31 protein-coding genes are annotated in these 17,997 nt (G+C 40.1%); all 31 read right to left on the bottom strand.

All coding sequences use genetic code 11. From position 1 onward, the window contains the following. Positions 1 to 23: 23 nt before the first annotated feature. Complete coding sequence (rplQ, locus tag F601_RS0104810) at positions 24 to 410, bottom strand: 50S ribosomal protein L17 (RefSeq protein ID WP_018164534.1); 387 nt, start codon at positions 408 to 410, stop codon at positions 24 to 26. A gap of 14 nt (positions 411 to 424) precedes the next feature. Further along, positions 425 to 1,363, bottom strand: coding sequence for a DNA-directed RNA polymerase subunit alpha (locus tag F601_RS0104805; RefSeq protein ID WP_018164533.1), 939 nt, complete (start codon positions 1,361 to 1,363; stop codon positions 425 to 427). 47 nt (positions 1,364 to 1,410) lie between these two features. Further along, positions 1,411 to 1,794, bottom strand: a complete 384-nt coding sequence (gene rpsK, locus F601_RS0104800; RefSeq protein ID WP_001118387.1) for a 30S ribosomal protein S11 — start codon at positions 1,792 to 1,794, stop codon at positions 1,411 to 1,413. Positions 1,795 to 1,811: 17 nt separating this feature from the next. Continuing rightward, the gene (gene rpsM / locus F601_RS0104795) at positions 1,812 to 2,177 is read right to left on the bottom strand and encodes a 30S ribosomal protein S13 (protein ID WP_018164532.1); all 366 of its coding nucleotides are present in this window, start codon (positions 2,175 to 2,177) and stop codon (positions 1,812 to 1,814) included. A 17-nt stretch (positions 2,178 to 2,194) separates the two neighbouring features. Next, entirely contained in the window at positions 2,195 to 2,311 is a 117-nt protein-coding gene (rpmJ, locus tag F601_RS12880; protein ID WP_000868345.1) for a 50S ribosomal protein L36, read from the bottom strand. Between the two features lie 25 nt (positions 2,312 to 2,336). Beyond that, positions 2,337 to 2,555, bottom strand: coding sequence for a translation initiation factor IF-1 (infA, locus tag F601_RS0104790; RefSeq protein WP_001040189.1), 219 nt, complete (start codon positions 2,553 to 2,555; stop codon positions 2,337 to 2,339). Positions 2,556 to 2,671: 116 nt separating this feature from the next. Continuing rightward, positions 2,672 to 3,319, bottom strand: a complete 648-nt coding sequence (locus F601_RS0104785) for an adenylate kinase (RefSeq protein WP_018164531.1) — start codon at positions 3,317 to 3,319, stop codon at positions 2,672 to 2,674. 132 nt (positions 3,320 to 3,451) lie between these two features. Beyond that, positions 3,452 to 4,756, bottom strand: a complete 1,305-nt coding sequence (secY, locus tag F601_RS0104780; protein WP_018164530.1) for a preprotein translocase subunit SecY — start codon at positions 4,754 to 4,756, stop codon at positions 3,452 to 3,454. A gap of 15 nt (positions 4,757 to 4,771) precedes the next feature. After that, the gene (gene rplO, locus F601_RS0104775; protein ID WP_018164529.1) at positions 4,772 to 5,212 is read right to left on the bottom strand and encodes a 50S ribosomal protein L15; all 441 of its coding nucleotides are present in this window, start codon (positions 5,210 to 5,212) and stop codon (positions 4,772 to 4,774) included. 216 nt (positions 5,213 to 5,428) lie between these two features. Then, on the bottom strand, positions 5,429 to 5,611 hold the full coding sequence (rpmD, locus tag F601_RS0104770; RefSeq protein ID WP_018164528.1) for a 50S ribosomal protein L30: 183 nt from the start codon (positions 5,609 to 5,611) through the stop codon (positions 5,429 to 5,431). Between the two features lie 14 nt (positions 5,612 to 5,625). Beyond that, on the bottom strand, positions 5,626 to 6,120 hold the full coding sequence (gene rpsE, locus F601_RS0104765; RefSeq protein WP_018164527.1) for a 30S ribosomal protein S5: 495 nt from the start codon (positions 6,118 to 6,120) through the stop codon (positions 5,626 to 5,628). Positions 6,121 to 6,137: 17 nt separating this feature from the next. Further along, positions 6,138 to 6,494 carry a 50S ribosomal protein L18 gene (rplR, locus tag F601_RS0104760; protein WP_026183112.1) on the bottom strand — a complete coding sequence of 119 codons (357 nt, stop codon included), beginning with the start codon at positions 6,492 to 6,494 and terminating at the stop codon, positions 6,138 to 6,140. Positions 6,495 to 6,597: 103 nt separating this feature from the next. Continuing rightward, positions 6,598 to 7,134, bottom strand: coding sequence for a 50S ribosomal protein L6 (rplF, locus tag F601_RS0104755; protein WP_018164525.1), 537 nt, complete (start codon positions 7,132 to 7,134; stop codon positions 6,598 to 6,600). A 177-nt stretch (positions 7,135 to 7,311) separates the two neighbouring features. Beyond that, positions 7,312 to 7,710 (bottom strand): 30S ribosomal protein S8, encoded by a 399-nt coding sequence (gene rpsH / locus F601_RS0104750; protein WP_002952146.1) that lies wholly within the window; start codon positions 7,708 to 7,710, stop codon positions 7,312 to 7,314. Between the two features lie 209 nt (positions 7,711 to 7,919). Next, complete coding sequence (locus tag F601_RS0104745; RefSeq protein WP_001085697.1) at positions 7,920 to 8,105, bottom strand: type Z 30S ribosomal protein S14; 186 nt, start codon at positions 8,103 to 8,105, stop codon at positions 7,920 to 7,922. A 17-nt stretch (positions 8,106 to 8,122) separates the two neighbouring features. Next, positions 8,123 to 8,665, bottom strand: coding sequence for a 50S ribosomal protein L5 (gene rplE / locus F601_RS0104740; protein WP_018164524.1), 543 nt, complete (start codon positions 8,663 to 8,665; stop codon positions 8,123 to 8,125). 23 nt (positions 8,666 to 8,688) lie between these two features. Beyond that, entirely contained in the window at positions 8,689 to 8,994 is a 306-nt protein-coding gene (rplX, locus tag F601_RS0104735) for a 50S ribosomal protein L24 (RefSeq protein WP_018164523.1), read from the bottom strand. 78 nt (positions 8,995 to 9,072) lie between these two features. Continuing rightward, positions 9,073 to 9,441 carry a 50S ribosomal protein L14 gene (gene rplN / locus F601_RS0104730; protein WP_018164522.1) on the bottom strand — a complete coding sequence of 123 codons (369 nt, stop codon included), beginning with the start codon at positions 9,439 to 9,441 and terminating at the stop codon, positions 9,073 to 9,075. 24 nt (positions 9,442 to 9,465) lie between these two features. Then, complete coding sequence (rpsQ, locus tag F601_RS0104725) at positions 9,466 to 9,726, bottom strand: 30S ribosomal protein S17 (RefSeq protein WP_002885836.1); 261 nt, start codon at positions 9,724 to 9,726, stop codon at positions 9,466 to 9,468. Positions 9,727 to 9,753: 27 nt separating this feature from the next. Continuing rightward, positions 9,754 to 9,960: a 50S ribosomal protein L29 gene (rpmC, locus tag F601_RS0104720; protein WP_018164521.1), complete on the bottom strand. Its 207-nt coding sequence runs from the start codon at positions 9,958 to 9,960 to the stop codon at positions 9,754 to 9,756. A gap of 9 nt (positions 9,961 to 9,969) precedes the next feature. Beyond that, the gene (rplP, locus tag F601_RS0104715; RefSeq protein ID WP_018164520.1) at positions 9,970 to 10,383 is read right to left on the bottom strand and encodes a 50S ribosomal protein L16; all 414 of its coding nucleotides are present in this window, start codon (positions 10,381 to 10,383) and stop codon (positions 9,970 to 9,972) included. A gap of 3 nt (positions 10,384 to 10,386) precedes the next feature. Further along, positions 10,387 to 11,040: a 30S ribosomal protein S3 gene (gene rpsC, locus F601_RS0104710; RefSeq protein ID WP_018164519.1), complete on the bottom strand. Its 654-nt coding sequence runs from the start codon at positions 11,038 to 11,040 to the stop codon at positions 10,387 to 10,389. A gap of 12 nt (positions 11,041 to 11,052) precedes the next feature. After that, positions 11,053 to 11,397 (bottom strand): 50S ribosomal protein L22, encoded by a 345-nt coding sequence (gene rplV, locus F601_RS0104705; protein WP_018164518.1) that lies wholly within the window; start codon positions 11,395 to 11,397, stop codon positions 11,053 to 11,055. Positions 11,398 to 11,412: 15 nt separating this feature from the next. Further along, on the bottom strand, positions 11,413 to 11,691 hold the full coding sequence (rpsS, locus tag F601_RS0104700) for a 30S ribosomal protein S19 (protein WP_000533765.1): 279 nt from the start codon (positions 11,689 to 11,691) through the stop codon (positions 11,413 to 11,415). Between the two features lie 86 nt (positions 11,692 to 11,777). Next, positions 11,778 to 12,611: a 50S ribosomal protein L2 gene (gene rplB / locus F601_RS0104695; RefSeq protein ID WP_018164517.1), complete on the bottom strand. Its 834-nt coding sequence runs from the start codon at positions 12,609 to 12,611 to the stop codon at positions 11,778 to 11,780. A gap of 17 nt (positions 12,612 to 12,628) precedes the next feature. Beyond that, positions 12,629 to 12,925, bottom strand: a complete 297-nt coding sequence (locus F601_RS0104690) for a 50S ribosomal protein L23 (RefSeq protein ID WP_018164516.1) — start codon at positions 12,923 to 12,925, stop codon at positions 12,629 to 12,631. Next, positions 12,925 to 13,548: a 50S ribosomal protein L4 gene (gene rplD / locus F601_RS0104685; protein WP_018164515.1), complete on the bottom strand. Its 624-nt coding sequence runs from the start codon at positions 13,546 to 13,548 to the stop codon at positions 12,925 to 12,927. The genes F601_RS0104690 and rplD overlap by 1 nt, the downstream gene beginning before the upstream one ends. A gap of 23 nt (positions 13,549 to 13,571) precedes the next feature. After that, positions 13,572 to 14,198, bottom strand: a complete 627-nt coding sequence (gene rplC / locus F601_RS0104680) for a 50S ribosomal protein L3 (RefSeq protein ID WP_018164514.1) — start codon at positions 14,196 to 14,198, stop codon at positions 13,572 to 13,574. Between the two features lie 107 nt (positions 14,199 to 14,305). After that, positions 14,306 to 14,614: a 30S ribosomal protein S10 gene (gene rpsJ, locus F601_RS0104675; protein WP_018164513.1), complete on the bottom strand. Its 309-nt coding sequence runs from the start codon at positions 14,612 to 14,614 to the stop codon at positions 14,306 to 14,308. 275 nt (positions 14,615 to 14,889) lie between these two features. Then, on the bottom strand, positions 14,890 to 16,170 hold the full coding sequence (locus F601_RS0104670; protein WP_026183111.1) for an MATE family efflux transporter: 1,281 nt from the start codon (positions 16,168 to 16,170) through the stop codon (positions 14,890 to 14,892). Positions 16,171 to 16,251: 81 nt separating this feature from the next. Continuing rightward, complete coding sequence (gene thrC / locus F601_RS0104665) at positions 16,252 to 17,736, bottom strand: threonine synthase (RefSeq protein WP_018164511.1); 1,485 nt, start codon at positions 17,734 to 17,736, stop codon at positions 16,252 to 16,254. Positions 17,737 to 17,997 lie beyond the last annotated feature (261 nt).

Raw genomic sequence — 17,997 nt, 5'->3', positions numbered from 1 at the left:
ACACTCAACAAAATTGATAAAAATTATACTAATTCGATGATTGCCATTGGAGCAGCATCTCCACGGCGTGGTTCTGTTTTAAGAATACGAGTGTATCCACCGTTACGTTCAGCATAACGAGGTGCGATTTCATCAAAAAGTTTTTGAAGAGCAGTTTGTGATGTGTATTTATCAGTTGCTTCATCATAGTTTTCTGATGCGATTTCATTACGTACGTAAGCAGCTGCTTGACGACGAGCATGAAGATCACCACGTTTACCAAGAGTAATCATTTTTTCAACTGTTTTACGGATTTCTTTAGCACGAGCTTCAGTTGTTACGATTGATTCGTTGATCAAAAGATCTGTCGTCAAATCACGAAGCATTGCTTTACGTTGTGAGCTAGTACGTCCTAGTTTACGGTAAGCCATTTTGTCCTCCTATATTATTTATCGTTTTTTAATCCGAGACCAAGGTCAGCAAGTTTAACCTTAACTTCTTCAAGACTCTTACGTCCAAGGTTACGGACTTTCATCATTTCAGGCTCAGTTTTTTCTGTCAAATCAAGTACAGTATTAATACCTGCACGTTTCAAACAGTTATATGAGCGCACTGACAAATCAAGTTCCTCGATAGTACGGTCAAGCACTTTCTCATCGTTCACTTTTTCAACTTCCTTCATTACATCAGTTGCTTTAGCAACATCTGTCAAGTCAGTAAAGAGATTCAAGTGTTCAATCAAAACACGCGCAGAAAGACCTAGTGCATCTTCAGGAATGATTGTGCCATTTGTCATGATTTCAATAGTCAATTTATCAAAGCCATCATTGCTACCTACACGAGCAGGTTCAACTTGATAATTAACTTTATTTACTGGTGTGTAAATAGAATCTACTGCCAGTGTACCAACAGGTGCATCATCTTTTTTGTTTCCTTCTGCTGGAACGTAACCACGGTTAGTGTTTACAGCCATTGTAGCTTTTAAGCTATGACCTTCAGCAATAGTGAAAAGATAATGATCTGGGTTAACAATTTCGATGTCGCTATCTGTCAAAATATCACCAGCGCTAATTTCAGCAGGTCCTTCAACATCTAATTCGATAATTTTTTCGTCTTCGACATACGATTTTACAGCAAGACCCTTAATGTTAAGGATGATTTGCATCACATCTTCACGTACACCTGGGATAGTATCAAATTCGTGGAGTACTCCATCAATCTTAATTGATGTTACTGCAGCACCTGGAAGTGATGACAAAAGTACACGACGAAGAGAGTTACCTAGAGTTGTACCATAACCACGTTCAAGTGGTTCGATGACAAATCTGCCGTAATCTTTATTTTCATCAATTTTTGTTATTATTGGTTTTTCAAACTCAATCATTTATATACTCCCTCGAAACGAATCTTGTGTACTATTGACAATAATGATTACACACGACGACGTTTTGGAGGACGAGCACCATTATGTGGTACAGGAGTAACGTCACGGATAGCAGTTACTTCAAGACCAGCGGCAGCAAGAGCACGAATAGCAGACTCACGGCCTGAACCAGGACCTTTAACAGTAACTTCAACCGTTTTAAGACCATGTTCTTGTGCAGATTTCGCAGCAGCTTCAGCAGCCATTTGTGCAGCAAATGGTGTAGATTTACGAGAACCCTTGAATCCAAGAGCACCAGCTGATGACCAAGCAAGAGCGTTACCGTGCACATCTGTAATCATAACAATAGTGTTATTAAATGTAGCGTGAATATGAGCAACACCAGATTCGATGTTCTTTTTCACACGACGTTTACGTGTTGGTTTAGCCAATTTTTTAACCTCCTATTTTATTTTTTCTTACCTGCAATCGCAACAGCTTTACCTTTACGAGTGCGAGCATTGTTTTTAGTGTTTTGTCCACGGACAGGAAGTCCACGACGGTGACGGATACCACGGTATGAACCGATTTCCATCAAACGTTTGATGTTCAAGTTCACTTCACGACGAAGGTCACCTTCAACTTTGATTGCATCTACTTCGCGACGGATAGCGTCTTCTTGATCTGATGTCAAATCTTTAACACGGATATCTTCTGAAATACCTGCAGCAGCAAGAATTTTTTTAGATGTTTGAAGACCGATACCGTAGACATAAGTAAGTGAAATTACTACACGTTTATCGTTTGGAATATCAACTCCAGCAATACGAGCCATTTTTTCTCCTTTCTATCTTATCCTTGACGTTGTTTGTGTTTTGGATTTGTTGGACAAATAACCATAACACGACCGTTACGACGAATAACTTTACAGTATTCGCAAATTGGTTTAACCGATGGTCTTACCTTCATGTTTTAATCCCTCCAATTATTTCGATTATTTAAAGCGGTATGTGATACGTCCACGTGTCAAATCATATGGACTCATTTCAACAGTAACGCGGTCTCCAACCAAAATACGGATATAGTTTTTACGGATTTTACCCGAAACAGTCGCCAAGATTTGGTGTCCATTTTCCAATTCAACAGTAAACATTGCATTCGGCATAGTCTCAACAACTTTACCTTCAATTTCAATCACATCTTCTTTTGCCACGCAAAAGCACCCCCTAAATTTCGATTTGATTTCCTCTGAGCACAGAGGTAACAATTATAAGCCAGACTAGCCTATTATATCACGAGTTCTTAGCTTACGCAAGCTTAAAATACTATTTATTTTAATCCTGTGATTGCTTTTTCGACATCAGCAAAAACTGCATCGATTTCTTGATTACCTTCGATATCTGAAACAATACCAGCTTTACGATAGTGTTCAAGAATTGGTTGGCCTTGAGCAATATTAACATCTAAACGACGTTTAACTGTCTCAGGTTTATCATCCTCACGTTGGTAATAGTCATCTTCATTGTAGTTTTCATCTTTAACAGGTGGGTTAAAGACTTTATGGAAGGTTTCACCAGTCTTACGATTAATGATACGACCACTTAAACGTTCCAACAAACATGATGGATCTACATCAATATTGATAACACCATCCAACTTAATTCCCAAGTTTTCAAGAGTTTCATCTAAAGCATAAGCTTGTTCAATCGTACGTGGGTAACCATCAAGCAAAAAGCCTTTTTCAGCGATATCAGCTTGAGCAAGACGTTCTTTAACAATACCGTTTGTTACTTCATCAGGTACAAGCTCTCCCTTATCAATATATGATTTAGCAAGAACACCCATTTCAGTTTGATTAGCCATTGCTGCACGGAACATGTCGCCTGTTGAGATGTGTGCCACACCAAATTTTTCAACGATTTTAGCTGCTTGAGTTCCTTTTCCAGCTCCTGGTAAACCCATGATTAAAAGATTCATGATAGTCTCCTTATTTTGTTTTTAAATCAGTCAAGCAAATAACTGCTAAACTGATTTAAAAACAAAATAGAAGAACAAGGATATTTCCCCGATCCTCAATTTTGTGTTGTTAAGCTCTGAGCAATAGCTGCCCTAGTCTGCTGTATTCATAAATCCAACATACTGTCTCTTCAAGAGATATCCTTCAAGTTGTTTCATACCTTCAATTCCTGTAGAAATCAAGATAAGAAGACTTGTTCCTCCCAAGGCAATGCTAGAAGATAAATTTAATACCTGCTGTGCCATGATAGGAGTTAAGGAAATAAATGCAAGGAATACTGAACCAACCGTTGCCAATTTTTTCAATAACGATGACATATACTCTTCAGTTTCGCGTCCAGGTCTAACTCTTGGAATATAGGACGAACTCTTTTGCAAGTTTTCAGCTGTTTTTTCCGGATTTACTTGCACAAAAGTATAGAAGAATGAGAAGAGAATAATAAGAATAGCATAAATGACCATTCCTGTTGGTGTCTGGTAGTTAAGTAAATTTTGCAAAGTGGTTAACCAAGGAATCTCTTTTCCGTGTTGAAAGAATGGAATAATCGTACTTGGAATAGTTGTAATCGAGCTGGCAAAGATAACGGGAATAACGCCGGCTGGATTAACTTTCAACGGAAGATAAGAACTCGTTGGAGCACCTTGAACAAGTTTTGTATATTGAATTGGAATTTTATACTCTGCTTGTTGAACAAATGTCGTAAAGAAGACAATGGCCAATACAGCAAAGATTAGAATACCAACATAGATGTATGATGACAACATGTCTGTAGAACGCACATTAACAAAGAAGTCTTGATAAACGGTTGAAATAGCACTTGGAATAGATGAAATGATACCCGCAAAGATAATCATTGATACACCATTACCAAAACCTTTATCAGTAATTTGTTCTCCGAGCCATGTAACAACCATACTACCGGTTGTAAGCAAAGCACCAATCAATAGATAGGTCTTAATATTTGGAGTTTGTACCAATGCCACTGATGACAAAGTATTAAATCCAGCAGTAATCCCCATTGATTGAATAAAAGCTAATACAAGTGAAATGTAACGAGTTGCCTGATTAAGCTTACGACGTCCAACTTCACCTTGTTTACCCCATTCAACAAACTTAGGTAAAATATCCATCTGTAAAAGTTGAACAATGATTGATGCTGTAATGTAGGGGCTAACACCCATAGAGAACACAGAAAAGTTTCTCATAGCATTTCCAGACACCAAATTCAACATATTTAGAAATGGTAAATCACTAAGTTGTTCTAGGCTTTTCACGTTGATTCCTGGAACTGTAATATGAGTTCCGATTCGGAATACGAGAATAATGAACAATGTGTAGAAAATTTTATTTCTAACATGTTTCACTTTTAAAGCATCTTTTAGTAGTTTAAAGAACATCTCGAGTCCTCCATATTAGATGACTTCGACAGAACCACCTTTTGCAACGATAGCTGCCTCTGCAGATTTAGAGAATTTAGCTGCTTTAACAGTCAATTTCTTAGTCAACTCACCATTACCAAGAATTTTAACGCCTGATTTTTCTGCGCGAACGATTCCAGCTTCTTTAAGAACAACTGGAGTTACTTCAGCACCATCTTCAAAAACGTTCAATTGATCAAGGTTAACAAGTGCATATTCTTTAGCGTTGATGTTTGAGAATCCACGTTTTGGAATACGACGGAACAATGGAGTTTGTCCACCTTCAAAACCAAGACGAACACCGCCGCCTGAACGAGCTTTTTGACCTTTTTGACCACGACCAGAAGTTTTACCGTTACCTGATGAAGTACCACGACCTACACGGTTACGAACTTTACGTGAACCTTCTGCTGGTTTCAATTCATGAAGTTTCATTATTTATTTTCTCCTTATTTGTAAAATGCTAGCGCCCTTATGAGGGGAAAGGACTCCCCATAAGAACTCGCCTATACTTTTTTGTTTTGCCCATTAAAAATGGACAAGTCTTTTTATACGCATTAACCGACTGGCAGTTTGCAACTGAATGTTTGCAAGCAAGCTAGTCGGCTTAGCGAGGTTTAACAAGATGTACTATACTTCCTGTTTTACCAATTATTTAACATCTTCAACAGTTACCAAGTGAGATACTGTGTTAACCATACCACGGATAGCAGGAGTATCTTCTTTTACAACTGAAGAGTTCAATTTACCAAGTCCAAGGGCAACAACTGTTTTACGTTGTGCAGGAATGCGACCGATTGGAGACTTAGTCAAAGTAATTTTAATTTGAGCCATTATTATCCCCTTTCTTATGCCAAGTCAGAAACTGAGATGCCACGAAGAGCAGCTACTTCTTCTGCACGTTTAAGTTGTTTCAAACCTTCAACTGTTGCACGAACAATGTTGATTGGAGTGTTTGAACCAAGTGATTTAGATGTAACATCTGCAACACCTGCCAATTCGATGACGGCACGAACAGCACCACCAGCGGCAACCCCAGAACCTTCTGCAGCTGGTTTCAACAATACTTTAGCTCCACCAAATTCTGAACGAACTTCGTGAGGAATTGTTGTACCAACCATAGGTACTTCAATCATGTTCTTTTTAGCAGCTTCAACTGCTTTACGGATAGCTTCTGGTACTTCTTGAGCTTTACCAGTACCAAAACCTACGTTACCGTTACGATCACCAACAACTACCAAAGCTGCGAAACGAAGACGACGTCCACCTTTAACAACTTTAGTAACACGGTTAATCGCAACAACGCGTTCTTCAAGTTCAACTGCGTTATCTTTAAAAGCCATTTCTTAGTGTCCTCCTATTAGAATTTCAATCCGTTTTCACGAGCTGCATCAGCCAAAGCTTTAACACGTCCGTGATAGAGATATCCACCGCGGTCAAAGACCACTTCAGAAATACCTTTAGCTACTGCGCGTTCAGCAACAAGTTTGCCGACAACAACGGCTTGTTCTGTTTTAGTTCCTTTAGAAACTTCTTTATCAAGAGTTGATGCACTTGCGAGCGTTACACCCGCTACGTCATCAATAACTTGAGCGTAGATGCCTGTATTAGAACGGAATACGTTCAAACGTGGGCGTTCTGCAGTTCCAGAGAGTTTACCGCGCACACGACGATGGCGTTTTTGGCGGATTTTGTTTTTATCTGGTTTCGAAATCACAATTTTCACCTCTTAAATATTTATTAAACTTGTCTAATGACAAGGTATTAGTTTAAATAGCCTACACCAGCGAGAATAAATCTCGCTAAGCAGATACAAACTATTATTTACCTGTTTTACCTTCTTTACGGCGTACGTATTCACCAACGTAGCGGATACCTTTACCTTTGTAAGGTTCTGGTGCACGAAGGCTACGGATGTAAGCTGCTGTTTGACCAACAACTTCTTTGTTGATACCTTCAACTACGATTGAAGTTGGGTTAGCCAATACAAAAGTGATACCTTCTGGAGCTTCAACTTCATCTTGGTGAGATTTACCAACTGAAAGAACAAGTTTTGTACCTTGCAATTGAGCACGGTAACCAACACCCTTCATTTCAAGTGCTTTTTTGAAACCTTCAGAAACACCAATTACCATGTTGTTCAAGTTAGCACGTGAAGTACCATGGATAGTTTTCATTTCTTTTGAGTCGTTTGGACGGTGAAGACTAACTTCAGTTCCTTCAACTTTGATTTCAATGTTTTTGTTGAACTCACGAGTGAGTTCGCCTTTAGGTCCTTTTACAGTAACAACATTGTTGTTGTTAGTGATTTCAACACCAGCAGGCAATGTAATTACTTTATTACCAATACGTGACATTTTATTTTTTCTCCTGTTAGATTGTCAAGCCGCTATGAGCGACAAGTTTTCACGGGGCCGATGATAATTTTGTGGGTTTCAAGTCCTAAATATATGTCTAGGCAGAAGGTCGTAGACAGTACTGACGTACGATAAGACCTTCTAACGAAGACAGATGACGAAATTGAAAGTCACAAATTACCAAACGTATGCGATAACCTCACCACCAACGTTCTTTTGACGAGCTTCTTTATCTGTCAAAAGACCTTCTGATGTAGAGATGATTGCAATTCCAAGTCCGTTAAGAACTTTAGGAATATCTTCACGTTTTGAGTAAACACGAAGACCTGGTTTTGAGATACGTTTCAAGTTAGTGATAACACGTTCACCGTTTTGTCCGTATTTCAAGAATACGCGGATGATACCTTGTTTGTCATCTTCGATAACTTCAACGTTTTTTACAAAACCTTCACGTTTAAGGATTTCAGCAATCCCTTTTTTGATGTTTGATGCAGGTACTTCAAGTACTTCGTGTTTTGCTTGGTTAGCGTTACGAATACGTGTTAAAAAGTCTGCAATTGGGTCAGTCATAACCATTTTATAGTTTCTCCTCTTACTAGTAGTTTGCAAGTTGCACTTGCTAGTTAATGTGCCCCTAGGGGCGGTTTGTTCTCACAGCAACATGATGTGCCAATTTGAACTCGGACTACGGCCTGTGTGAAAATGATACATCCACCTAGAACGCTTGCGTTCTTCGCTGGATTTCCTATTTTCACTTGGTCCGTTACGTCCTTAGTATCATAATCTTACCAAGACGCTTTTGTTACGCCTGGGATTTGACCTTTGTATGCTAATTCACGGAAGCAAACACGGCAAAGTTTAAATTTGCGGTAAACTGAATGTGGACGTCCACATTTTTCGCAACGTGTATAAGCTTGCGTAGAGAACTTCGCTGGGCGTTTGTTCTTAGCAATCATAGATTTTTTAGCCAATTTATTTACCTCCTAGATTATTTTGCAAAAGGCATTCCAAGGCCTTTAAGCAATTCGCGTCCTTCTTCGTCAGTGTTAGCTGTTGTAACGATAACGATATCCATACCGCGTACTTTATCAACATCATCGAAGTTGATTTCTGGGAAGATCAATTGCTCTTTCACACCAAGTGTGTAGTTTCCGCGTCCATCAAATGATTTTGTTGGAACACCGTGGAAGTCACGTACACGTGGAAGTGAAACAGTAACCAATTTATCCAAGAATTCGTACATACGTTCACCACGAAGGGTAACTTTTGCACCGATCGCAACACCCTCACGAAGACGGAAGCCAGCGATTGATTTCTTAGCTTTAGTGATAAGTGGTTTTTGACCTGAGATAAGTGCCAACTCAGCAGCAGCTTTTTCAAGGTTTTTAGCGTTTGAAACAGCATCACCAACACCCATGTTAAGAACGATTTTCTCAACTTTTGGCACAGCCATTACAGATGTGTAGTTAAATGTTTCTGTCAACGCAGGAACTACTTCTTTAGTATATTTTTCTTTTAAGCGATTTGCCATTATGCTTCTCCTTTCCTTCGTGATTAATCAAGCACTTCGCCTGATTTTTTGTTGTAACGAACTTTTTTGCCGTCTACAACTTTGTAACCAACACGTCCTGCAACACCGTTCTTGTCAAGAACTTGAACGTTTGATGCGTGGATTGCAGCTTCTTTCTCAACGATTGCTCCTTGAGGGTTTTCGCTATTTGGTTTTTGGTGTTTTTTGACGATAGCAACGCCTTCAACAACAACTTTGTTAACTTTTGGAAGAGCTTTAAGAACTACAGCTTCAACGCCTTTGTCCTTACCAGCAATAACGCGAACTTTGTCGCCTTTTTTTACAAACATTTGAGTTATTCTCCTAATTTTTTCTTACGCCCTTAAGGGCACCCTGACCAAGGCCAGGGGACTGAGTTTGTGTTTAGATTAAAGTACTTCTGGTGCAAGTGACACGATCTTCATGAAACCACCGTCACGCAATTCACGTGCAACAGGGCCGAAGATACGAGTTCCGCGAGGGTTTTTATCTTCACGGATGATTACAGCAGCATTGTCGTCAAATTTGATGTATGAACCGTCTGGACGGCGAGCACCAGTTTTTGTACGAACGATAACAGCTTTAACCACGTCACCTTTTTTAACTGCTCCACCAGGAGTAGCTTGTTTTACAGATGCAACGATGATGTCACCGATGTTAGCGAATTTACGTCCTGAACCACCAAGTACTTTGATAGTAAGGATTTCACGGGCACCGCTATTATCAGCAACTTTCAAGCGAGTTTCTTGTTGAATCATTCCAATATTCTCCTTTTAGTTTGATTAGATAATAACAGCTTCTTCCACAACTTCTACAAGACGGAAGCGTTTTGTAGCTGAAAGTGGACGAGTTTCCATGATACGTACGATATCGCCTTCTTTGGCAACATTGTTTTCATCATGTGCTTTGTATTTTTTAGAATAGTTGATACGTTTACCATAGACTGGGTGGTTACGTTTTGTTTCAACTACAACTGTGATTGTTTTATCCATCTTGTCAGATACTACGCGTCCAACAAGGGTTTTACGTTGATTACGTTCCATTATTAGAATTGCTCCTTTCCCAATCTATTATTTAGTTTCAGATTGCACAGTTTTAACACGTGCAATTTGTTTTTTAACTTCGTTCAAACGAGCAGTTTGATCAAGTTGACCTGCTGCAGCTTGGAAACGAAGATCAAAAAGTTCTTTCTTAAGTTCGTTTTCTTTCTTAGCAAGTTCTTCTTGAGAAAGTCCACGAAGCTCAGCAACAAAATCTTTAATTTCTTGAAGTTTCATGTTTTCTCCTTATTCTGCTTCACGTTTTACGAATTTGCATTTAACTGGCAATTTGTGGCTAGCAAGACGAAGTGCTTCACGTGCGATTTCTTCAGAAACGCCAGCAATTTCAAACATAACTTTACCACGTTTAACTGGTGCTACCCAACCTTCAGGTGCCCCTTTACCAGAACCCATACGTACACCGATAGCTTTAGCAGTGTATGATTTGTGTGGGAAGATTTTGATCCAAACTTTACCACCACGTTTCATGTAACGCGTCATAGCGATACGGGCAGCTTCGATTTGGCGGTTTGTAATCCATGAGCTAGTAGTAGCTTGAAGACCATATTCTCCAAAGTCTACTTGTTTTCCACCTTTTGCTTCACCGCGCATTTTTCCACGGAATTCGCGACGGTGTTTAACACGTTTAGGTACTAACATCTGTTATTTGCCTCCTTTAGTGTTTTTGCGAGCTGGAAGAACTTCACCACGGTAGATCCAAACTTTAACACCTAGTTTACCGTAAGTAGTATCAGCTTCTTCCCAAGCATAATCGATATCTGCACGAAGTGTGTGAAGTGGAACAGTTCCTTCTGAATAACCTTCAGCACGAGCGATATCTGCACCGTTCAAACGACCAGATACTTGAGTTTTGATACCTTTAGCACCTGCACGCATTGTACGTTGGATAGCTTGTTTTTGAGCACGACGGAAAGCAACACGTTGCTCAAGTTGACGAGCAATGTTTTCACCAACAAGGTGTGCATCAAGATCAGGTTGTTTGATTTCAACGATGTTGATGTGTACTTGTTTTCCAGTCAATTTGTTAAGTTGAGCGCGAAGAGCGTCAACGTTTGCTCCACCTTTACCGATAACCATACCTGGTTTAGCAGTGTGAAGTGAAACAATAACTTTGTTTACAGCGCGTTCGATTTCGATAGTTGAAACTGAAGCGTCTGCCAATTCTTTGTTAATGAATTTACGGATTGCAAGATCTTCATGAAGGTAATCCGCGTATTCTTTTTCAGCATACCATTTCGCATCCCAGTCACGGATGATTCCGACACGCATACCAATTGGATGTACTTTTTGACCCACGATTTTACCTCCTTATTTTTCTGCAACTACTACAGTGATGTGTGTAGTACGTTTATTGATTGGTGATGCTGATCCTTTCGCACGTGGACGGAAACGTTTCATTGTTGGTCCTTCGTTAGCGAATGTTTCAGATACTACCAAGTTAGCTTTTTCCAAACCAAAGTTGTTTTCAGCATTAGCGATTGCTGAGTTAAGAACTTTCTCAACTTCTGTAGCAGCTTTAGTTGGAGTGAATTTCAAGATTGCGATTGCGTCAGCAACTTTCTTACCACGGATAAGATCAAGTACAAGACGTGTTTTACGAGGTGAAACACGCACTGTACGAGCCATTGCTTTAGCTGAAGTAATTTCTGCCATTGTGTCCTCCTCCTATTAACGACGTGTTTTCTTATCGTCTGCAGCATGACCTTTGTAAGTACGTGTTGGTGCAAATTCACCAAGTTTGTGACCTACCATGTCTTCTTGGATGTAAACTGGTACGTGTTTACGTCCATCATAAACTGCGATTGTATATCCGATGAAACTTGGGAAAATCGTTGAACGACGTGACCAAGTTTTGATTACTTTTTTCTTTTCGTCATTTGCTTGAGCTTCAACTTTTTTCATCAAATGCTCATCGACGAAAGGTCCTTTTTTAAGACTACGTCCCATTTTGTAGTTTTCTCCTTTAAATGTAGTACCACAACGGCCTGCCTGCTTGAAGCAGGCTACCGAGCTGGCGGATGATGTGAGCTAAATTATTTTTGGTTACGACGACGAACGATAAGTTTGTCTGATTTAGCTTTCTTGTTACGAGTTTTAAGACCAAGCGCAGGTTTACCCCAAGGAGTAGATGGCGCTTTACGTCCAACTGGTGCTTTACCTTCACCACCACCGTGTGGGTGATCGTTAGGGTTCATTACAGAACCGCGAACTGTAGGACGGATACCCATCCAACGGCTACGACCAGCTTTACCGATGTTAACAAGTGATTGTTGTTCGTTACCAACAGTACCGATTGTAGCACGGCAAGTACCAAGAATCATACGAACTTCGCCTGATTGAAGACGAACAAGTACGTATTTACCTTCTTGACCAAGTACTTGTGCAGATGCACCAGCGGCACGGATCAATTCAGCACCTTTACCTGGTTGAAGCTCGATATTGTGGATAACTGTACCAACTGGGATATTTGCAAGTGGAAGTGCGTTACCAACTTTGATATCCGCATCTGGACCTGAGATGATACGTTGACCAACTTCAAGACCTTTTGGTGCAAGGATGTAAGCTTTCACACCGTCAGTATAATGTACAAGAGCGATGTTAGCTGTACGGTTTGGATCGTACTCGATAGTTTTAACAACTGCTTCAACGCCATCTTTGTTACGTTTGAAGTCAATCAAACGGTAATGACGTTTGTGTCCGCCACCTTGGTGACGTACAGTGATGCGACCGTTGTTGTTACGACCAGCTTTGTTTTTCAATGAAACAAGCAATGATTTCTCAGGAGTGCTTGTAGTGATTTCAGCAAAATCCAAAGAAGTCATGTTACGACGGCCATTTGTCGTTGGTTTATAAACTTTAATACCCACGTTAATTCCTCCTTTGATTATTCAGCTTCAACTGCAAACAACTCGATTGCTTTTGAATCAGCTGTAAGAGTGATGATAGCTTTTTTAGTTTTGCTTGTGAAACCAGTGTAACGACCTACGCGTTTAGCTTTAGGTTTAACAGTTACAGTGTTCACGTTTGCAACTTTAACTCCGTCAAATGCTGCTTCAACAGCTTGTTTGATCAAGAGTTTGTGTGCACGAGTGTCAACTTCAAAAGTGTATTTCCCTGCTTCAAGTTCAATCATTGATTTCTCAGTGATAACAGGTTTTTTGATTACGTCGTACAAATTCATTATGCAAGAACCTCCTCGATTGTAGAGATTGCTTCTTTAGTAACAAGAAGTTTGTCTGCGTTCACGATGTCAAGAACACTTGCAGTTGTTGCAGTAGCAACAGTTACGTTTGGAAGGTTACGTGCAGAAAGAGCTGCAAATTCATTTCCTTCTTCAAGGATTACAAGTACTTTTGAGTCAACGTTAAGTGCTGAAAGTACGTTTGCAAATTCAGCAGTTTTTGGAGCTGCAAATGAAAGGCTTTCTACAGCTACAAATTTATCTTCAGCAACTTTTGCTGAGTAAACTGATTTCAAAGCAAGGCGACGAACTTTTTGTGGAAGTTTGTATCCATATGAACGTGGAGTTGGTCCGAAGACAACACCACCACCACGCCATTGTGGTGAGCGGATAGAACCTTGACGAGCACGTCCAGTTCCTTTTTGACGCCATGGTTTACGTCCACCACCAGATACTGCTGAGCGGTTTTTAACTGCGTGAGTACCTTGGCGAAGGCTAGCACGTTGGCTGATTACGACATCAAATACTACTGATTCGTTTGGTTCGATACCGAAGATAGCGTCATTCAATTCAACTGAGCTAACTTCTTTACCAGTTTGGTCAAATAGTTTTACGTTTGCCATTTTAACTGTTTTCTCCTTTCTTATTATTTAGCAGCTTTAACTGCTGATTTGATAGTGATAAGAGATTTCTTAGCACCTGGTACGTTACCTTTGATAAGGATAACGTTTTTCTCTGGGATAACTTGTACAATTTCAAGGTTTTGAATTGTCACACGGTTACCACCCATACGTCCTGCCAAGTGTTTGTTTTTGAAAACACGGTTAGGCGCAACAGGTCCCATTGAACCTGGACGACGGTGGTAACGAGAACCGTGAGCCATTGGACCACGTGATTGACCATGGCGTTTGATAACACCTTGGAAACCTTTACCTTTAGATGTACCAGTTACATCAACAACATCTCCAGCTGCGAAAGTGTCAACAGTGATTTCTGCACCAACTTCCAAGCCTTCAATGTTTTTGAATTCACGAATGAAGCGCTTAGGAGCTGTGTTAGCTTTTGCTACATGGCCTTTGGCAGGTTTGTTGCTCAATACTTCGCGTTTGTCATCAAAACCAACTTGAGTTGCAGCATAACCATCAGTTTCAACAGTTTTCACTTGAAGAACAACGTTTGGTGTTGCTTCGATGACAGTAACAGGGATAAATTCACCAGCTTCAGTGAAGATTTGAGTCATTCCCACTTTTTTCCCTAAGATTCCTTTTGTCATGAGAAAATATTTCCTTTTCTTATTTGTATTTTAAAAAGTTTTTTATGAGCGTTTTTCATGCTCAAAAAAGTTTTTAACGAGCGTTTTTTGTGCTCAATCAAATCCTATTAGAGTTTGATTTCTACGTTAACACCACTTGGAAGATCAAGTTTCATCAAAGCATCAACAGTTTTTTGTGTTGGGTTGATGATGTCGATCAAGCGTTTGTGAGTACGCATTTCAAATTGTTCGCGAGAGTCTTTGTATTTGTGAGTCGCACGAATAATTGTGTAAAGGCTACGTTCAGTTGGAAGTGGAACTGGTCCAGCAACTGTAGCGCCTGTACGTGTTGCAGTTTCAACAATTTTTTCTGCCGCTGTGTCAAGTATACGGTGTTCGTATGCTTTCAAACGGATACGGATTTTTTTGTTTGCCATCTTTTTCTCCTTTTTCGTCTATTTAAGATAATAGGCTAGCTCCTCAAGAAAACCAACACACCTTGCGTGGCAATGCAACCGAGTGTGTCGCAACCTCTTGTATCATAGCTAAAGCTGTTGTTTCACAGCACCATATTAGAATACCACACACCCGGTGGCATTGCAAGGGATTTTACTCGTTTTTTTAGTTTTTTTCAAGAAAGTGTTTTCACCCGTGCATTTCAATCTTTTACAATTCTTTTCCTATAAATAGAAAAAAACCGGAACTTTTCCAGCTAATTTCGATTCATATATTTATTGTATTTATAATGAAGGTAGGTCCATCTGAAGATGTTATCCATAAGAGTTGCAAGCCAGACACCCGTTAGTCCCATGTTAAATACAATCCCTAGTAAGTAGCCAAAAGCAATTCGAATAAACCACATACCAAAGCTAGTTGCATAGAAAGGTAATTCTGCATTTCCAAATCCTTGCCAAGTTGCGGTGTATATTAAAGTACCAGCTGTCGCCAGACTTCCAAGAAAAGAATACAATAGAACTACTAGACTAGCTTGGATAGCGCCAGCATTTCCCGTAAAACGCGAAATCAGAAAAGGACCAAAGAGGTAACTAGAAGAACTGATCACTAGCATAAAAATCGCTGAAATCAGGTAAGATTTTTTAACTAATTCTCGAATTGCTTGATAATTCTGCTCGCCTAAGCTATGAGCTACCAAAATTACTGTCGCAGTAGCAACGCCCATACCGGGCATATAGTTAAACTGACTTAAGGTTTCGCCTATAGCATTCCCTGCGACTACCTCCGTCCCGAATCTAACAATTATAGCCACGACAACAATATCCCCCGCCCGCATCATCAGACGTTCTGCCGCAGATGGTAGAGCTAGCTCAATAAGATTTTTATCAATTCTAAGACGAACTCTGCCGACTATAGTCTTAATTGGTAGCTGACTTGCCAAGAGAAATACACCTAGAGTTCGAGAAAAGATTGTAGCCCAAGCTACACCAAGAATTCCCCAATTTAGCACAAAGACTGCCAAGGCTGATAAAAGAGCATTGCAGATGTTAATTAACAAACTAATATAAAGAGGCAAGCGAGCTTTCCCCAGGGCTCTCATGAAGGCACTTAGAGTCGTAAACAACCCCAAACTCAGGATTCCTCCACCAACAATAGCTAGGTAGTCTCCTCCAACCACAGATACAACCTTATCAGCTCCCAAAAACTCTAAAATCGGAACTCCCAAAAATAGGGAAATCAGCCCCAATAAAAGACTTACGATTATGGTAAGAGATAGAGCGTCAGCCTCATAGGTTAGAGTCTGTGCTTCATTTCTTTGCCCACGACTTTTGGCGATTAGGCTGGAAATAGCTGCGCCTAGAGCAATAAATAGTGCTTGATAAAGGGTTATGATATTGTTTGCCACTGAAACACCTGACACCGCAATAAGGCCAAGCTGAGCAACTAGATAGGAATCAACTACCCCCATAAGCATCTGCAAAAGATTTTCTCCCATAGCAGGCAAGGCCAGTCGTAGAATTTTTCTTGTCATCGTCATGAATTCTATTATATAAAAAAGAACACCGTGAATGCAATCACGATGCCTTTTTCATTATTTCTATTTTGACTGAACTAATAATTATAGTCCCAAGTAGTCTTCAACTGCTTTTTGCATTTCAGCAGTTGCAACCACAGTCTTATGACGAACCTCAGCTGTTTCAAGACCGTTGACTGCTGCTGGAATAGCAACCCCTGAAAGTTCATGTAGCTCTTCTACAGCCTTAAAATCATCCCCTGAATCTTTCCCAGTGACTGCTGCTACAGCTACACGAGGGAATTTGTAAGGGCTAGCTGTTGAAGCAATAACTGTCGGTGTATTGTCGCCTGTTCTCTCTGCATAGGTTGTGTAAACAGCAGACGCTACGGCTGTATGAGGGTCTTCAATATAGTTAGTTTGGTCATAGACACGTTTGATTTCCGCTGCTGTTTCTTCTTCTGTAGCGAAGCCAGCTGCAAACAAGTTTAAGATGTCTTGATCTGCATCAGTCAAGGTGTATTCACCTGCAGATGCTAGGTTCTCCATAAGTTCCTTGGTCTTAGCTGCGCTATTTCCCAAAAGATGGAAAATAAGGCGTTCCAAGTTAGATGACACTAGGATGTCCATAGATGGGCTAGTCGTTACTTTAAAGTCACGTTTTTTGTCGTAAGTGCCAGTTGTGAAGAAGTCTGTAAGAACATTGTTCTCATTTGAAGCACAAATCAGTTTTCCTACAGGAACACCAATTGCTTTAGCATAGTAGGCTGCCAAGATGTTACCGAAGTTACCAGTCGGAACTGTAAAATTGACCTTATCTCCCTTTTGGATATCACCTGATTTCACTAATTGAGCATAAGCATAAACGTAGTAGACAACCTGTGGCACCAAGCGACCAACGTTCATAGAGTTAGCTGAAGAGAATTGTGTCTTATTAGCCAACAATTTTGCACGCAAATCTTGGTCATTGAACATACGCTTAACATCAGTTTGAGCGTCATCAAAATTACCATCAATAGCAATAACGTGCGTATTGTCACCAGTTTGAGTGGTCATTTGAAGTTCTTGGATTTTTGAAACACCGTCTTTTGGATAGAAGACAATGATTTCAGTTCCTGGAACGTCTGCAAAACCTGCCATAGCAGCTTTACCAGTGTCTCCTGAAGTTGCTGTTAGGATTACAATCTTGTTATCAACACCCTGCTTTTTAGCAGAAGTTGTTAAAAGATAAGGCAAGATAGAAAGCGCCATATCTTTAAAGGCGATAGTTGAGCCGTGGAAGAGTTCAAGATTGTACTGATTGCCCAATTTAACTACAGGAGCAATGACAGGCGTATCGAACTTGCTATCATAGGCATTATTGATACAGTAATCTAGTTCTTCTTCTGTGAAGTCATCCAAGAAGGCTGACAAAACAAGTTTAGCCACTTCTTGATAAGAAGCATCTTTGAGCTGGTCAAAATCAAGGTCAACTTGGGGTGTTGTCAGCGGTGTAAAGAGACCGCCATCTGTTGCCAGGCCCTGCAAGATTGCTTGACTAGCTGTAACTTTATTATTTTCATCACGTGTTGATTGGTATACTAATGTCATCTTCAGTCCTCATTTTGATAGTCTTTTTAGCATTATACCACAATTATCAGAAAATTTGCGAAATTTATCAAGAAAAAACCATCCCAAAATTGGGATGGTTGCAAACAGCCCTAATTACCCCAACGGGAATCCATTCCAGCAATGGAAATCCAAATGGTCGCTAACACTTCATAAAAATGGTCAGCCATATCCTCGCCCCTCCTTTTATAACACCTTATGTCACCATCATTATAACGCTACAAAAGCTTATTGTAAAGCCTA

The organism is Streptococcus henryi DSM 19005 (assembly GCF_000376985.1).
GTDB classification, from domain to species: domain Bacteria; phylum Bacillota; class Bacilli; order Lactobacillales; family Streptococcaceae; genus Streptococcus; species Streptococcus henryi.
This window is presented reverse-complemented; position numbering and strand designations above follow the sequence as displayed.

Coding starts and splice junctions, on each gene's coding strand:
- rplQ (WP_018164534.1), bottom strand. CDS start 410: ATGGCTTACCGTAAACTAGGACGTACTAGCTCACAACGTAAAGCAATG.
- F601_RS0104805 (WP_018164533.1), bottom strand. CDS start 1,363: ATGATTGAGTTTGAAAAACCAATAATAACAAAAATTGATGAAAATAAA.
- rpsM (WP_018164532.1), bottom strand. CDS start 2,177: ATGGCTCGTATTGCTGGAGTTGATATTCCAAACGATAAACGTGTAGTA.
- rpmJ (WP_000868345.1), bottom strand. CDS start 2,311: ATGAAGGTAAGACCATCGGTTAAACCAATTTGCGAATACTGTAAAGTT.
- F601_RS0104785 (WP_018164531.1), bottom strand. CDS start 3,319: ATGAATCTTTTAATCATGGGTTTACCAGGAGCTGGAAAAGGAACTCAA.
- secY (WP_018164530.1), bottom strand. CDS start 4,756: ATGTTCTTTAAACTACTAAAAGATGCTTTAAAAGTGAAACATGTTAGA.
- rplO (WP_018164529.1), bottom strand. CDS start 5,212: ATGAAACTTCATGAATTGAAACCAGCAGAAGGTTCACGTAAAGTTCGT.
- rpmD (WP_018164528.1), bottom strand. CDS start 5,611: ATGGCTCAAATTAAAATTACTTTGACTAAGTCTCCAATCGGTCGCATT.
- rpsE (WP_018164527.1), bottom strand. CDS start 6,120: ATGGCTTTTAAAGATAACGCAGTTGAACTTGAAGAACGCGTTGTTGCG.
- rplF (WP_018164525.1), bottom strand. CDS start 7,134: ATGTCACGTATTGGTAATAAAGTAATTACATTGCCTGCTGGTGTTGAA.
- rpsH (WP_002952146.1), bottom strand. CDS start 7,710: ATGGTTATGACTGACCCAATTGCAGACTTTTTAACACGTATTCGTAAC.
- rplE (WP_018164524.1), bottom strand. CDS start 8,665: ATGGCAAATCGCTTAAAAGAAAAATATACTAAAGAAGTAGTTCCTGCG.
- rplX (WP_018164523.1), bottom strand. CDS start 8,994: ATGTTTGTAAAAAAAGGCGACAAAGTTCGCGTTATTGCTGGTAAGGAC.
- rplN (WP_018164522.1), bottom strand. CDS start 9,441: ATGATTCAACAAGAAACTCGCTTGAAAGTTGCTGATAATAGCGGTGCC.
- rpsQ (WP_002885836.1), bottom strand. CDS start 9,726: ATGGAACGTAATCAACGTAAAACCCTTGTTGGACGCGTAGTATCTGAC.
- rpmC (WP_018164521.1), bottom strand. CDS start 9,960: ATGAAACTTCAAGAAATTAAAGATTTTGTTGCTGAGCTTCGTGGACTT.
- rplP (WP_018164520.1), bottom strand. CDS start 10,383: ATGTTAGTACCTAAACGTGTTAAACACCGTCGCGAATTCCGTGGAAAA.
- rplV (WP_018164518.1), bottom strand. CDS start 11,397: ATGGCAGAAATTACTTCAGCTAAAGCAATGGCTCGTACAGTGCGTGTT.
- rpsS (WP_000533765.1), bottom strand. CDS start 11,691: ATGGGACGTAGTCTTAAAAAAGGACCTTTCGTCGATGAGCATTTGATG.
- F601_RS0104690 (WP_018164516.1), bottom strand. CDS start 12,925: ATGAATTTGTACGACGTAATCAAAAAACCTGTTATCACTGAGAAATCA.
- rplD (WP_018164515.1), bottom strand. CDS start 13,548: ATGGCAAACGTAAAACTATTTGACCAAACTGGTAAAGAAGTTAGCTCA.
- rplC (WP_018164514.1), bottom strand. CDS start 14,198: ATGACAAAAGGAATCTTAGGGAAAAAAGTGGGAATGACTCAAATCTTC.
- rpsJ (WP_018164513.1), bottom strand. CDS start 14,614: ATGGCAAACAAAAAAATCCGTATCCGTTTGAAAGCATACGAACACCGT.
- F601_RS0104670 (WP_026183111.1), bottom strand. CDS start 16,170: ATGACGATGACAAGAAAAATTCTACGACTGGCCTTGCCTGCTATGGGA.
- thrC (WP_018164511.1), bottom strand. CDS start 17,736: ATGACATTAGTATACCAATCAACACGTGATGAAAATAATAAAGTTACA.